The sequence below is a fragment of the Pseudoalteromonas sp. J2K-J979 genome (assembly GCF_058169715.2).
In genome coordinates this window covers 2,112,357-2,127,647 of the sequence record NZ_CM200281.1, presented here as the reverse complement: position 1 = coordinate 2,127,647, position 15,291 = coordinate 2,112,357, and the positions used below count along the sequence as shown (strand labels likewise).

Genomic DNA, 15,291 nt, shown 5'->3' with positions numbered 1-15,291 from the left:
CAAGCCGAAGCGCTATCCGATTGCCCCTGCATCTAAGTATTGCCCTAATCCCAATGTAAACAACCATAATCCCCAGACACTGTGCTCCAACACACACACCAGCGTAGAGCGCGTATATGCGTAAGTATAAGCAAACATAAGTCCGCCCAAAAATGACAATGCCACGGCTATCCAATTATCGTAGATAAGATGCGCCAAACTAAATGTGACAGCGCTCAGGAGTATCCGCCAACGTTTATCGGGAATAATTTTCTTGTAGCGATGAAAAAAATAAGTCCGAAAGATGAGCTCTTGTGGTAGCACAGAAACGAGTGGGTAAAGTACAAGAAGCAGTAACCAGTTCATCGGGGTCTGCAGTGGTAAAGCAAACCAATGTTCCTGATTGAGCATGGCGTAAAATGCGCAACTGAAGATTGCACCGACACTGAATAAGGTCAGTATGCGCTTTTTAGCGCTACTAATTTGATTAAAATTAGTTAAACGGAAGCGTTTAAATTTGGGGTCTTTGAGCAGTAGGGTGAAGCACCAGGCTGTAAGTAATAGCAGCACAGGAATAAGTAAAGCACGCAAATATTCTTTAACCAAGTAGCCACAAAGCGGCAGTAAAATAAAAATGACACATAACTCAAACCAACGGTATTGGCTGTAATTCATTGAGGTAGGCACTCGCAAACTATCAAAAGAGTGTGTAGCAAGCCGAGATATTGTGTTGCTACGTTTTATACAGTTTAGCAAGTGAGTGGGTGGGTATTGTGAATCTTTAGTGATCGTGGATGTGATATTGCATCAGTACGCGAGAATATCAGCGTAACTATAATTAAAAAATAGGAAGCCAGTGCTTCCTATTTTTGCTTGAATGATTTTCTTAGCATATTAGTCGCGATGTGTCGCGGCTTTCATTCGAGTGACAAAGGCCTTTAATTCGTCCAGCATTGCCGTTGGGTGTTCGAGGTGTTGCTCGATGATTTTAACCACAGCAGAGCCTGAAATCGCCCCTGCTGCGCCTGAATCAAGCGCTGCTTTGACATGTTCGGGTGATGACACTCCAAAGCCAAGTAATGCCGGAGCCGCACGGTATTCAGCGAGTTTTTTAATCATCGCATCTGCTGGCAGTTGCACTTGGCTGTCTGTGCCTGTTACACCTGCACGTGAGAGTAAGTAAGTGTAGCCGCGACCATACGATGCGCAGGTGCGCAACGTATCATCATCAGCATTTGGAGTCGCGATGAAAATTTGTTCAATGCCCGCCGTTTTTGAAGCTGTCCGAAATGGCTTAGATTCATGCAGAGGTACATCCGCAATCAAAATTGAGTCAACACCCGCGGCTTTTGCTTGTTGGTAAAAATGCTCGAGCCCTTTGGCAAACACTAAGTTTGAATATAACAGCAGTCCAATAGGGATATCCGCATTGTATTGGCGAATTTCCTTAATTATGGCAAAGCAATCATCAGTATTGATTTTTTGCTCCAGTGCGCGAATATTCGCAGCTTGAATGACTGGTCCATCTGCGATTGGATCAGAAAATGGGATGCCTAGTTCTAACGCATCCGCGCCACCATCAATCAAGCTTTTAATTATATCAACACTTAAGGCTGCATTGGGATCGCCAATAGTAACAAAAGGAACAAATGCACCTTGTTGCTTGGCGGCGAGTTGTTCAAATGTGGCTTGATAACGGCTCATAGTTTGCCTCCTGCAGATAATACGCTGTGAACATGGGTTAAGTCTTTATCGCCGCGGCCACTAAGGTTGACCACAAGTACAGTCTCTTCTGTGAGTGCTTCGGCCATTTTTAATGCGTAAGCCAGTGCATGACTTGACTCAAGCGCTGGGATAATCCCTTCATTACGCGCTAAAGATTGAAAAGCTTCGAGTGCTTCATCATCCGTAATCGCGACATATTGCGCGCGACCAGTTTCATGTAAAAATGCATGTTGTGGCCCCACTGCTGGGTAATCAAGCCCAGCTGAGACTGAGTATGACTCTTCAATCTGACCATCACTGTTTTGCATAATATAGGTGTAGGCACCGTGTAAAATTCCTTTCGTTCCTTTACATAACGCTGCGCCATGCTCTTCGGTGTTCAAGCCTTTACCGGCAGGTTCAACACCAATTAATTTCACTGAGGGTTCATCAATAAAGTCGGTGAACATCCCAATCGCATTGGAGCCGCCGCCTACACAAGCAATCACTGCGTCAGGTAAACGACCTTCTGCTTTTAATACTTGCTGTTTGGCTTCTTCACCAATCATTTTTTGGAATTCGCGCACCACAGTTGGGAATGGGTGCGGACCCGCAGCCGTGCCTAACAAGTAATGCGCATCTTTATAGTTGGCAGACCAATCGCGCATGGCTTCGTTAACGGCATCTTTTAAAGTACCGGAGCCTGCTGTGACAGGGATGACTTCGGCGCCCATCAGTTTCATTCTAAATACATTGGGTTGTTGACGTTCAACGTCCTTTGCACCCATGTATACGCGGCATTTTAAGCCGAGTAAAGCACAGGCTAGCGCTGTGGCTACACCGTGCTGGCCGGCCCCCGTTTCTGCGATAACTTCTTTTTTTCCCATACGTTTAGTCAACAAGGCTTGACCGAGCACTTGGTTGGTTTTATGTGCGCCGCCGTGAAGTAAATCTTCACGTTTTAAGTATAATTTGACCTTTGGATTGTTGATTAAATTACGGGTCAGAGTCAAAGGCGTAGGTCGGCCTGCATACTCATTGAGTAATTGTTTAAACTCGGCTTGAAAAGCGGGATCTTGCTGTGCAAGGTTAAATTCTCGTTCGAGCTGTTTGAGAGCAGGAACTAAGAGTTCAGGCACAAACATACCGCCGAACTCACCAAAATAGGCTGGATTTTGCATTTTTACCTCATTCATTCTTTAAATTTGCAAATACTGCTGCGATTTTTGTTGAACATTTTTTTCCAGGGCTGATTTCGACCCCAGAGTTGACGTCTAAACCAATGGCATGTGTGCCACGGGCTTGTTTTATATTGTGGCTATTGAGCCCGCCAGCCAACATAAAGTCGGCTTGTTTGTCTAATAATCGCCAATCGAATTGTTCTCCTGTACCACCGGCTAATGTCTCACTGTGTGTATCGAAGAGATAACGATCAGCGCCACTCACTAAATCAGGCAGATGTTTATCGACACTCAGGGCTTTCCATACTTCGCACGAATCAGGCAGCTGTGCTTTTAAAGAGGCAATGAAAGTCGAATCTTCTTGACCATGTAGTTGCACTGCACTCAATTGCAGTCGGTTTGCATGCTCAATGATATCAGTGAGTTCAGCATTGACAAAGACTCCGACAAATTTTAAAGGGGCACTTTGAACAATTGCTTGGGCACAATCAAAATCGACAAAACGGGGGGACTTAGGGTAAAAAATTAAGCCGCCGTAGACGGCGCCATTTTTATACGCGGCTAGAGCGTCGTCAGTTCTGGTTAACCCGCAGATTTTGTTTTGGCCGTAAATCAGTGTTCGACAGGCTAAATCTAAATCGGATTGGGCCATTAATGAACTGCCGACTAAAAAGCCATTACACAGAGGGCGTAATCGTTTTACATCAGCATGTGTATATATACCGGATTCGGAGATAACGACGGTATCATTTGGGATCAGTGCGCGAAGCTGCTCTGTTGTGGCTAAATCTGTACTAAGATCACGGAGATTACGGTTATTTATGCCAATAATATTGGCACCTAAAGCTAACGCACGCACGACCTCATCTTCATTGCTCACTTCAGTTAAAATGCTCATATTAAGCGATTTTGCGACCTGAGCAAGGGTTTGATATTGACAATCATCGAGCACTGAGAGCATTAATAAAATCGCATCGGCGCCATGTAAACGGGCGTAATACACCTGATATTCATCTATGTAAAAATCTTTGCCGATCAGTGGCTGCTCAACCGACTCTCTCACCTTTTTTAAATAGTGGAAGCTACCTTGGAAGTATTTTTCGTCGGTTAAGACACTAATACAGGTTGCGTATTTTTTATAAACTGTGGTGATTTCATCGAGATTAAAGCTACCACGAATTAATCCTTTAGAAGGGGAGGCTTTTTTGCACTCTAAAATATAGTGAGTGCCAGGAGCTGCCAGTGCCCCATGAAAATCTCGTTGGCTTGGTGTAACATTTTGAATAAAACTTTCGAGTGGCTCAGCGACCTTGCGACCGGCGATTTCTAACTTTTTATCAGCAACAATTTTTTCTAATACATTAGCCATGACTTGCCTCAATAATCTTGTTTAAAGTATGGTGCGCAGAGCCACTTTGCAACACAGTGCGTACTTTGTTGGCTGCGTCACTGAATGATTCTGCTTGATTTGCTAGGTACAATAGCGCAGCGACATTCGCAATAATGGCGGCATTATGAGCTTCAGTGCCATGACCAGATAAAATAGCAATACTGGCTTGTGCATTAGACTCAGGTCCCTCTCCTGCGAGGTCACTGAGTGGAAAGTGATTCAAACCAAAATCAGTCGGGGTTAAGGTGTATTGACTCAGCTCACCTTGGTTGAGCTCAACTACCTGAGTTTCACCATGCAAGGCGATTTCATCGGTACCAGCACCATGGACCACCATTGCGCGCTTGCAGCCTAATGTACGCAATGTTTCAGCCATGGGTTGGCACAAGGCTGGGTCGTAGACGCCGAGCAGTTGAATGTCAGGTGCTGCAGGGTTGGCAAGTGGGCCAAGTATGTTAAAAATCGTGCGGGTTTTGAGCGTAGTGCGTACAGGCATCGCGTGTTTGACACCTTGATGGTAGAGCGGTGCAAATAAAAACGTAAACCCAGTTTGTTCAAGACATTGACTGGCTTGCTCGGGTGTCATGTGAATGTTAATTCCAAGAGCTGTAAGTAAATCTGCAGAGCCTGAATTACTCGAGACACTTTTATTACCGTGTTTAACCATCATTAACCCACAGGCCGCAGCGACGATTGCGGCAGTGGTTGAGATATTAATCGTGTTTGAGCCATCGCCTCCTGTGCCACAACTATCGGCTGTCATTGCAGCATTAGCTGTAAAAGGAACAGCATTAGCGCGCATTGCTTTGGCTGCGCCGGCAATTTCATCGGCGGTTTCTGTTTTGATTTTTAACGCGATTAATGCAGCACTGAGTTGTATTTCGTTCACTTGACCTTTCATAACAGCGTCAAAAAAATCAGTGGCTTGTGAGAATGATAAATCAGTTTGTTCAATCAATTGATGAATAAGAGTTTCCATGTGCTTATCCTGCTTGGCTTAAATATTCTAAACTTTGACGCAGTAATACTGAGCCGCTTGGCGTTAAGATAGATTCTGGATGAAATTGGTAACCGATCACCTTATCTTGTTGGTGATAAATGGCCATTGGGATCCCTTCAAAATCAGCAATGACCGATAGGCTTTTTGGAACGACTGTCGCCATTAAAGAATGATAGCGCGCCACTGGCATCGTCTCACCTAACCCTTCAAAAACTGGGTGAGCAGCTAAGGTAATATTGGATGATTTACCGTGCACCGTTTGACCTGCATGACCAATCACACCTCCGTAACTTTGCGTTAATGCCTGCTGGCCTAAACAAATGCCTAGGATTGGGAACCGGCCTTTGCAGAGTGCGATTAACTCCATTAAACAACCTGCTTCGCTTGGCGCGCCTGGGCCGGGCGATAATACTAAAATGACTGGAGATGTTTCGCTGTTCATTTTATCGACAATAAACTGCGCACTGACATTATTCCTATACACTATGAGTTCGGCCCCAAGTTGTGCAAACTCATCAACCAAGTTATAACTAAATGAATCGAAATTATCTAGGAAGTAAATCTTATATTTCATAATGTTACCTCGGACAACGTGGTTTGAATGGCTTTAATGACAGCTTGCGCTTTTGCTCGTGTTTCGTTAGCTTCGGCTTGTGGGTTTGAATCAAATACAACACCGGCGCCGGCTTGAACATAGGCTTTGTTATTTCGAACAAATGCACTGCGGATCACGATACAGGTATCCATCGAGCCACCTCCAGTGAGATAGCCAACTGCGCCACCATAACTGCCTCGTCTTTTTTGTTCTGTGTGACGAATAAGTTCAGCGGCTTTAACCTTTGGAGCTCCCACTAAAGTCCCCATATTCATGCAAGCCTGATAGGCGTGCAGCGCGTCGAGCTCTGGCTTAAGTTGTCCAACAACTCGCGACACTAAATGCATCACTTGTGAATAACGATCGACTTTTAGCAGCTCTTTCGCAAACCGTGTCCCAGGGATTGCGATTCGAGCAACATCATTGCGTGCTAAATCAACTAACATTAAGTGTTCTGCCAACTCTTTTTCATCGTTACGTAAATCAAGTTCAATACGGCTGTCTAAATCTGGGTTAATTGTCCCATCGGCATTTTTTCCGCGCGGGCGGGTACCGGCAATAGGATAAACCTCGACTTGTTTTGTGTCAGTGCAGTATTTCAATGCAGACTCGGGTGACGCTCCAAATAAAATAAAATCTTGGTCATACATATAAAACATGTAAGGACTGGGGTTTTGTATTTTTAATTGTTTGTAAGCAGCCAAAGGATCAGGGCAAGCTAGGCTAAACGTTCGAGATGGAACGACTTGGAAAATATCACCATCAACAATGTGTTTTTTCAAGCTGACAACTTGTTGGCAAAAGTCTTCGTCACTGATATCAACATCAATACGGGTATCAGCTTGGCATAACTCAGGTTGGTATGCATGGCTATCTGTACACAGTTGATTGAGCTCTTCTAATTGCTGTCCTACCTCAAAGCAATTGGCATGTACATCGGGTCCATTGAAAACATTGCCAATGAGTTCAGTGGTTTGTTTTTGGTGGTCGATGACCACTAATGTTTCGGCTAAGTAAAACACATAGTCTGGGCAGCTGTTATCTTGACTGCTGACATCGGGTAATTGTTCAAAGTTAGCAACCATATCGTAAGCAAAAACACCACCAAGAAATAGAGCAAAGGGGTGAGCCGTGGTGCTTTTTATCTTGTTTATGCAGGTTCGCAGGGCACTGAATGCGTTATCAGATGTTAAGCGTTTATATTCATCTAAATCACTTGCAGGTGCCTGATAATGTAGCGTGAGGCGATCAGTGTGCAAATCAACTGCGCAGTGTTCAACGTGTTCAGCTAAATAAGGCAGTAATTGTCGGCCGTTATTTGATTGTGCATGCAAGGTAACGTGATCACCTTGGCATTCAATACGAATGGCAGCATCGACTAAAATTAAACTTTTCACACTGTCTTTAGAATCGATTTCTGCAGATTCTAATAATAGTGAATTTTTTTTATTTAACGTTGCATAAACCGATAGTGGGCTGGCAATGTATTCACGAGCGAGTGTAATACTGGTCACTTCCCCCGGTCTGGTTGTTATATGGCTAAAAATCAAAACTCATTCCCTCTAAAACAAAAAAACCCGCAATGTTGTACATGGCGGGTATGAAAAACTTAAGACACAAGTCATCCTTCCCGTTAAGGCAAGCGCCACCACCAAGTTGTTTGATTTGTCATTAAGTTGTTCATTATTAACCTCAAATTTTACATATAAAAAAACCCGCTAGATGCGGGTTTAAAAAACTGTTAGACACGACAGTTCTCACCCGCTGATTACGAGTGCCACCACCAAATAATTGAAAGTGTTTGAACTGATTGATTCATCATTGTTATTTGCCTTGTCTATTGAGGCCTTTAGTAAACAGGATAAGCGGTACTAGTGTCAAGGTTTTTGCTACAAAATTGTATATTATTATTTTAACAAATCATGGTGAATTGGTTATAAACACACTAAGCATATCTTTTATGCCAAGACGACTGCTATAATTACGCCACTAATGCGACGCAATATATTGATTTAACTCCATGAAATACGACTTACACAGTCATACACTTTATTCTGATGGCAGCTTAAGCCCTGCTGACCTCATTGATCGCGCGATTGAAAAAAAAGTGGATGTGCTTGCAATTACAGATCATGACACTATCGACGCTTTGGCAGAAAGCCATGCATATATTGCTGATAATAATTTACCACTGACACTAATTAATGGTGTTGAAATTTCAACTAAGTGGAAAAGTTTTGAAATTCATATTGTTGGTTTGAACATCGATTTAACAAATGGCGCCTTGTTGACTCTACTCGGCGAACAACAGCGAAAACGTGAAACCAGAGCAATGGAAATCGGCGCTAGGTTGGCGAAACATGGCATTGAAATGCCGTATGAATCTGCCAAAGAGTTAGCGGGCAATGCACAAGTTACACGGGCGCACTTTGCACGGGTTATTGTGGCGCAAGGCCACGCAAAGAATGTGCCTGCTGTCTTTAAAAAATACCTTGCTCGGGGGAAGATTGGTTATACCCCGAGTGAGTGGTGTGACATGCAAACGGCTATTAACGCAATCAATGCCGCGGGTGGTCAAGCGGTTTTAGCCCATCCTGGCCGATATCAGTTGTCGAATAAATGGCTCAGGCAGTTATTACAAGACTATAAAGCCGCGGGTGGCCAAGCGATGGAAGTCGCTCAACCTCAACAAGCGCCTACTGAACGGCAATTTTTAGGGCAATTGAGTCAAGAGTATCAATTATTAGGTTCACAAGGTTCAGACTTTCATTTTCCAACGACTTGGTTGGAGTTAGGGAAAAATTTATATTTACCTAAAGACTGTGCAGCCGTGTGGCAATCATGGTCAACTGAAAGTATGAAGCCATAAAAGACAAAAAGGAATGGAACAACGATGAGTCAATTTTTTCAAATACATGTGGATAACCCCCAGGCGAGGTTGATTCGTCAAGCAATCGACGTTATCCAAAAAGGGGGCGTAATTGTTTACCCAACAGATTCAGGGTATGCGCTTGGTTGCAGTATTGGTAATAAAGTCGCCATGGAGCGAATTCAAAAAATCCGTGCGTTAGAAAAACATCACAACTTAACCTTAGTGTGTCGTGATTTATCAGAGTTATCGACCTATTCACGAGTTGACAATCAAATATTTAGATTGGTTAAAAATAACACTCCAGGGCCGTATACTTTTATTTTTAAAGGCACAAAAGAAGTCCCGAAGCGTTTGCTGAATGATAAAAAGAAAACAATAGGCATTCGTGTGCCTGACCACAAGATTACGCAAGCACTCCTTGAAGAATTAGGTGAGCCTTTAATGTCGTGCTCGTTAATTTTGCCAGGGCAGCCACATACTGAATCTGATCCTGAAGTGATTCGTGATTTGCTTGAAAAACAAGTCGATTTAATTATTGATGGTGGTTATTTAATTGAACAAGCGACAACCGTGATTGATTTATCAGAAGACAACATTGAAATTCTGCGTGTCGGTTGCGGTGATGTCTCTCCTTTTGAATAGGTACTGATGACGACTCCCGTTCAACGCGTTTTGCCTTTAGCCTTTTTACATGGTGAGGCGTTTACGCAACAACCCCAGGATCTTTACATCCCTCCAGATGCACTTGAAGTTGCATTGGAAGCGTTTGAAGGGCCGCTTGACTTATTACTGTATCTGATTAAACGCCATAAACTGGATATTCTTGAGCTATCGATTCATTCTATTACTTGCCAATATGTGCAATATGTCGAATTGATGAAAGAGTTTAAGCTTGAACTAGCTGCAGAATATCTCGTAATGGCGGCTTTATTGGCGCAAATTAAATCGCGTCTTTTACTGCCCGTACATGAAGAACTTGCCTCGGATGAAGAAGATCCCCGTGCGGAATTAGTTCGGCGTTTACAACAATATGAGCAATTTAAACAAGCTGCGCAAAAATTGGATCAGGTTCCTCGCTTAGAACGAGATATTTATCTAGTAGAACTCCAAGCGCCAGTAAAAGAAGCGCCAGAAGCCTTGTTTCCTGATGTAGATATCAAAGAATTGCTAGTGGCATTATCTGACGTCATGGCCAGAGCGCAAGTCTTTACACATCATCAAATCAGTGCTGAAGTACTCTCGACCCGTGAGCGTATGAGTCGGATCCTATCTATGTTAAGCGAGCAAAGTGACTTTGTTGAGTTTACATTATTATTTGATTTACACGAGGGCCGAAGTGGGGTCGTCGTTACTTTTATTGCTTTACTTGAGTTAATAAAAGAAGGACTGATTGAATGTGTGCATCCAACGTTTGATTCTCAACTTTATTTACGTTTAAAAGAAGCTCACCTGCCACAAAGTTTGTAAAAATAAAATAATGTATTTGCTGTGCATTAACTGTCATAATGCAGTCCAAATTTTTGTTTTACTTCGCATCGCTAGAATTTGATGTTTGTTAGGTTATAGCATGAGTCACTCCCCGATTTCTGATCAACAATTAACCCAATTAATTGAAGCCAGTATTTTTGTGGCGGGAAAGCCTGTGACCATTGAAATGCTCAAATCAACGGTATTGGAGGAATTTAATGTCTCCAAAAAGCGGATTAAACAGTGTATTGATGAATTAACGCTACACTATAATGACCGAGGTATCTGTTTGACTCAGGTTGCATCGGGTTATCGATTCGAAAGTCATGCGAGCTTGGCCCCTTGGTTAGGTAAACTATGGCCTGACAAAGCGCCTAAATACTCTAGGGCATTACTGGAGACGTTATCTTTGATAGCTTATCGTCAGCCAATCACCCGAGGTGAGATAGAGCTGGTACGAGGCGTCACAGTCAGTAGCCAGATTATGAAACAATTACAAGACAGGCAATGGATTGAGGCTGTCGGGCATAAAGATGTGCCGGGCCGTCCTGCATTGTACGCAACAACAAAAGAATTTTTAGATTATTTTTCGTTAGCTGGTTTAGAGCAACTGCCCCCATTACCGCCGTTGCAAGAAAGTAAGATTAACCAGCTTTTAAGAGACCCTTCAGTGAGTGAACTGTCCAAATGAGTGAAAAACTGCAAAAAGTATTAGCCAGAGCTGGTAAAGGCTCTCGCCGTGAGATAGAAAAATTTATCGAAGCCAATCGTGTCAGTGTTGATGGCAACGTCGCGAGATTAGGTGATCGGGTCGAACCTCATCAGTTGATCCGCCTTGATGGCCATACTGTAAAAATAGAGGAACCTGAGCAGCGTATTTGTCGTGTTTTGATGTATCACAAACCTGAAGGGGAATTGTGTACTCGTAAAGATCCCGAAGGGCGACCGACAGTGTTTGATCGCTTAATGCGTTTAGACGATGATCGCTGGATTGCAGTTGGCCGACTTGATGTTAATACTTCCGGTTTATTACTGTTTACTAACGATGGCGAGTTAGCCAATCGTTTAATGCACCCAAAATATGAAGTTGAGCGTGAATACGCAGTCCGAGTGTTTGGTGAAGTTACGACACAAACTCTCAAAACTTTAACAACAGGTGTTGAGCTTGAAGATGGCCCCGCTAAGTTTTTGAAAATTAAACCTCACGGTGGCGAAGGGATTAATAAATGGTTTAATGTTATTTTAACCGAAGGTCGAAATCGAGAAGTGAGGCGCTTGTGGCAATCCCAAGATGTTGAAGTATCACGTTTGATCCGTGTTCGTTATGGTGATTTAGAGCTAGGAAAGCGTATGCCACAGGGCGGCTGGGAAGAGTTAAACTTAACCGAAGTTAACTATTTACGAAAATTAGTCGGCTTAGGCCGCGAAACGGAGACTAAGCTATCTGTGATCCCTGAAAAACGCAAAGATAAGCGTGCTAAAATTTCCCGCATTCGTAAAGCAGTTAAAAAGCATAAGCAACGTACGCCTGTAAAAAAACGTACTTAAACAGCTTTCTGGTTACAGAATGAAAAAACCGCTCAAAGTGTCAGCTTTGAGCGGTTTTTTCATATTGACCAAGTTGTGAATTGTTACTTTTGCTGTGCATCTATTGATTGACCATTGATGCCAATAGATCGATCGCTCATTAGGTATAAATATGTGGGCATTAGATCAATTGCTTTGGCTAATTTAGTGCGATCTTCACCTGGATAAGCAGAAGCACGCATACTTGTTTGAGTGGCGCCAGGATTAATGCAATTTATCCTGATATTGGTTTTTGTGACTTCCTTAGACCATGTTTGCATCATACCTTCAACGGCAAATTTTGATATCGCATACGCTCCCCAAAATTCACGGCCTTCGCGACCCACCCCAGAAGAAGTGAATATAATTGAAGCATTGTCTGATTTGCGCAATATAGGAAACATATATTTGGTTAACACAGCCTGAGCGGTGACATTGACTTTCATAATATTTTCGAATGTTGATACACAGAAATGCTCAAGTGGTCCTAACGAACCTAAAATACCAGCATTGTTTAATAGGCCGTCTAAACGACCAAATTGATTTTCAATTGTTGCTGCCAGATCGCGGTAATGTTGTTTTGTCGCGCCTTTTAGGTCTAATGGAACAATGGCGGGCTGAGGGCCGCCAGCTTGTAGGATCTCATCATAAACACATTCAAGTTTGTTGACTGTTTTACCTAATAAAATAACAGTTGCACCGGCTTTCGCATACTCAAGTGCAGCAACACGTCCAATCCCGTCACCTGCACCAGTAATTAAAATAACTTTATTTTGAAGTTCTAGGGGATGTTTTTGCTCGTTTTGCATTAGAATATCCAATAATGAATTTTGCGCTATTTTATCACAGCAAATTAATGAAGTTGTGGAATTTATGTAAAATTTAGTGGCGAAAGTATTTCGTTTACGTTAACTTTAACTGGTCTAATGTCTGAATAATAATCACCGAACATATTTTTCAATAACTATTAAAAATAAGAAGATCGGGATCGGAGCTATAAATATGAAGAAAGTGCTACTCTCACTCGCAATTACCGCCGCATTAACTGGTTGTGGTGGAGGCGAAAGCCTCGAAGATATCAAAAATAAAGAGATCCCAGTGATCCCAGCCTCAACAGTTGCGTTTGACCCGTCAAATGGTGTGTTAGCTGTACCGAATGATTTACTGTTTGGTGGTACCACAGATGGTACGTTAAATATGCCCGGTGAAGCCGCTGAGCATATTAACTATGCTGATACACAAACAGCGATAGGTGCGCTCGATGGTTGGTCGACACAAACACCTTATGTGATTGATTTAGTTTTCCCTGCCAATGTGTCATTGGATCAAACTTCTGTTGTTACACCTGGCTCGGTGCGAATTTTTGAAGTGGTGATGGGGGCTAGTTTAGTTGACGAAGATTGTGCAAGCGTTCCAGCAGGACTCGGCTGTAAACTTGTTGGTGAACTTGCTTATGGTATTGATTTTGCGACTAAACCTGTAGGTGATAGCATTGCTATTATCCCATTAAAGCCATTCAAACCAGGTACGTCGTACATTAATGTTTTGACAACAGGTGTAAAAGATAGTGAAGGCCGTGCGGTAAAACCATCTTCAACTTACAGCTTAGTTAAGCAAGATATTAATACGCTGCCATTGGTTACACCAGCGCAAAAACAGCTTCAAACGGTTATCAATAGCTATGAAAATGTAATTACATCAAACGGAATGATCACCAAAGATGAAATTATTTATTCAGGCGCGATGACGATGCAATCTGTGGGCACTGCGTTGGCAACAGCGAAAAAACTTATGGCAGCAAATCTACAATTGAACCCGGCTGCTGTTCCTCGTGTTGCAATAAATACAGACGCCCCGCTTATAAGTGTTGCTGATGTTTTTGCTAGTTTGGGTATGACAGATATCAATCCGTTGTTTAGTGCAGTTAAATATCAAAAAGGCACAATAACATTACCTATTTATAACAAAATGCCACAAGCCAGTGGGCTTGAAGGTTTAGCACAAAGCACATGGCAAGGCTTATGTGATAATGCTGTAACTGTCGCAGGCTACAAAGCCATTGCTGGTGATGCATATCCAAGCGATCCTGTCAGTGAAGCAGATGGACTCTGTTATGCATTAAGTGAAGGCAAACTTCGTGATTTGGGGCTTGACGCACAAAAGCACTTAACTAAATATAATTCAGTGCCAAAAGTTCAACGATTAGAAAATGCTGATGTTCAATTTACAACACCAGATACTGATTTATCTTTAATTAACTATGTACGTTCTACACAAGGCTTACCAGCGCTTGCAATGCCAGAAAGTGGTTGGCCTGTCGTGATTTTACAGCATGGTATCACTCGTCAAAAAGAAGACATGCTTGCAGTCACTGCCGCTTTAACACTCCAAGGTTTTGCAACCGTTGCGATTGATCACCCAATGCATGGTACTCGTGGCATTGATGTCGATGCGGATGGTCAAGATGATTTTAATGCATCAACTAAATCCGTTTTACATTACATGAACTTGTCTTCGTTGTTAGTGGCACGTGATAATTTACGTCAATCTGCAGCTGATTTATTAGCGCTTCGATTGGGCTTGAATTTTATCAATGTGCCTAATATCAATAGCCAAGATGTTAGCTTTGTAGGTCAGTCATTGGGCTCAGTGGTTGCTCCAATGTTTATAACTCACGCGAATCAAACTCTCGGGAATCCAATGGTTGATGCTATGTTTAAAGTATCAAGCGCGTCATTGTCTAGTGGCGGCGGCGGTGTTGCTAGTTTCTTACTTGAATCACAAGAATTTGGCCCGTTTATTCAAGCGTCTGTTCTGAGCTCTGCAGGTACGGATGAGTCAGTGGAGTTTTTGGCTTTTGTACAATCAGTTCCTGCAAATTGTGTAGCTTATGCAGCCGATCCGGAAGCGTTTGTAACCTGCGCTTATGCTGAGTTTATGGCTTCATTACAACAGTCAGGTCAAGCAGATAAAATTGCTAATATCCAAGCTGTTTTTACAAAATTCACGTTTGCCGCTCAAACAGTTTTAGATGTGGCAGATTCGACTAATTATGCGTCGGCACTTCAAGCAACAGGGACCCCGGTTCATTTAAGTTTAATCATTGGGGATGGTATGGAGAATAAGATGGATACTGTGATTCCGCCTTATACAATGAGTAACCCGCTTGCCAGTACAATTCCGTTTGCTAACATGGCAGGATTAACTGTTGCGACTGAAACGCAGATGACAGCAGATCCTATGTCTTATGTGACTAAGTTTATTAAAGGTCATCATGGTTCCTTATTAACTCCTGCACCCCGTGATGGTGCAGGGGCAACAGTCGAAGAAAGTGCGCGTGCGAATGCTGAAATGCAATTGCAAATGGCGACTTTCTTGGCTAGCCGTGGTCACATGTTAGTGGTTGGTGATAGTAGTTTATTAGCGGACTAAGTGTATTTGAAATTAAAAAAAGCCGCTTTCCAAGCGGCTTTTTTTTACCTATTTTTTCTCCGACTGACATGATAAATTGCAATAAATTTTTTAATGAGGTTCTAT

The 15,291-nt window shown here is 42.7% G+C and carries 14 protein-coding genes; 6 read left to right on the top strand and 8 right to left on the bottom strand.

All coding sequences use genetic code 11. The features are described 5' to 3' along the window. Positions 1-12 precede the first annotated feature (12 nt). From AC3KVK_RS09770 to AC3KVK_RS09740, 7 genes are all read right to left on the bottom strand, one after another. A complete protein-coding gene (locus AC3KVK_RS09770) occupies positions 13-654 on the bottom strand; it encodes a CPBP family intramembrane glutamic endopeptidase (protein ID WP_490312288.1) in 642 nt (213 codons plus the stop codon). A gap of 219 nt (positions 655-873) precedes the next feature. Then, positions 874-1,683, bottom strand: coding sequence for a tryptophan synthase subunit alpha (trpA, locus tag AC3KVK_RS09765; RefSeq protein ID WP_490312289.1), 810 nt, complete (start codon positions 1,681-1,683; stop codon positions 874-876). After that, complete coding sequence (gene trpB, locus AC3KVK_RS09760) at positions 1,680-2,864, bottom strand: tryptophan synthase subunit beta (protein WP_490312290.1); 1,185 nt, start codon at positions 2,862-2,864, stop codon at positions 1,680-1,682. Before trpB ends, trpA begins: the two co-directional genes overlap by 4 nt. A 7-nt stretch (positions 2,865-2,871) precedes the next feature. Continuing rightward, complete coding sequence (gene trpCF, locus AC3KVK_RS09755; RefSeq protein WP_490312291.1) at positions 2,872-4,233, bottom strand: bifunctional indole-3-glycerol-phosphate synthase TrpC/phosphoribosylanthranilate isomerase TrpF; 1,362 nt, start codon at positions 4,231-4,233, stop codon at positions 2,872-2,874. Then, on the bottom strand, positions 4,226-5,233 hold the full coding sequence (gene trpD, locus AC3KVK_RS09750; protein ID WP_490312292.1) for an anthranilate phosphoribosyltransferase: 1,008 nt from the start codon (positions 5,231-5,233) through the stop codon (positions 4,226-4,228). The genes trpCF and trpD overlap by 8 nt, the downstream gene beginning before the upstream one ends. A gap of 4 nt (positions 5,234-5,237) precedes the next feature. Continuing rightward, on the bottom strand, positions 5,238-5,828 hold the full coding sequence (locus AC3KVK_RS09745) for an aminodeoxychorismate/anthranilate synthase component II (protein WP_490312293.1): 591 nt from the start codon (positions 5,826-5,828) through the stop codon (positions 5,238-5,240). Next, positions 5,825-7,399 (bottom strand): anthranilate synthase component 1, encoded by a 1,575-nt coding sequence (locus tag AC3KVK_RS09740; RefSeq protein WP_490312294.1) that lies wholly within the window; start codon positions 7,397-7,399, stop codon positions 5,825-5,827. The genes AC3KVK_RS09745 and AC3KVK_RS09740 overlap by 4 nt, the downstream gene beginning before the upstream one ends. 470 nt (positions 7,400-7,869) lie before the next feature. Between AC3KVK_RS09740 and rnm the strand changes: the two genes are divergently transcribed. The 5 genes from rnm (at position 7,870) to rluB (ending at position 11,736) form a co-directional block, all read left to right on the top strand. After that, positions 7,870-8,718, top strand: coding sequence for an RNase RNM (rnm, locus tag AC3KVK_RS09735; protein ID WP_490312295.1), 849 nt, complete (start codon positions 7,870-7,872; stop codon positions 8,716-8,718). A 24-nt stretch (positions 8,719-8,742) separates the two neighbouring features. Continuing rightward, positions 8,743-9,363, top strand: coding sequence for an L-threonylcarbamoyladenylate synthase (locus AC3KVK_RS09730; RefSeq protein WP_490312296.1), 621 nt, complete (start codon positions 8,743-8,745; stop codon positions 9,361-9,363). A gap of 6 nt (positions 9,364-9,369) precedes the next feature. Next, positions 9,370-10,188, top strand: coding sequence for a segregation and condensation protein A (locus tag AC3KVK_RS09725; RefSeq protein WP_490312297.1), 819 nt, complete (start codon positions 9,370-9,372; stop codon positions 10,186-10,188). Between the two features lie 100 nt (positions 10,189-10,288). After that, positions 10,289-10,879 (top strand): SMC-Scp complex subunit ScpB, encoded by a 591-nt coding sequence (scpB, locus tag AC3KVK_RS09720; RefSeq protein WP_490312298.1) that lies wholly within the window; start codon positions 10,289-10,291, stop codon positions 10,877-10,879. Continuing rightward, positions 10,876-11,736, top strand: a complete 861-nt coding sequence (gene rluB / locus AC3KVK_RS09715; RefSeq protein WP_490312299.1) for a 23S rRNA pseudouridine(2605) synthase RluB — start codon at positions 10,876-10,878, stop codon at positions 11,734-11,736. Before scpB ends, rluB begins: the two co-directional genes overlap by 4 nt. Before the next feature lie 83 nt (positions 11,737-11,819). On the opposite strand, the gene AC3KVK_RS09710 is transcribed toward rluB, so the two are convergent. Then, the gene (locus AC3KVK_RS09710; RefSeq protein ID WP_490312300.1) at positions 11,820-12,563 is read right to left on the bottom strand and encodes a YciK family oxidoreductase; all 744 of its coding nucleotides are present in this window, start codon (positions 12,561-12,563) and stop codon (positions 11,820-11,822) included. A gap of 193 nt (positions 12,564-12,756) precedes the next feature. On the opposite strand from AC3KVK_RS09710, the gene AC3KVK_RS09705 reads away from it, so the two are divergent. Next, a complete protein-coding gene (locus tag AC3KVK_RS09705) occupies positions 12,757-15,186 on the top strand; it encodes a VolA/Pla-1 family phospholipase (protein ID WP_490312301.1) in 2,430 nt (809 codons plus the stop codon). The last annotated feature ends 105 nt before the right edge of the window (positions 15,187-15,291 follow it).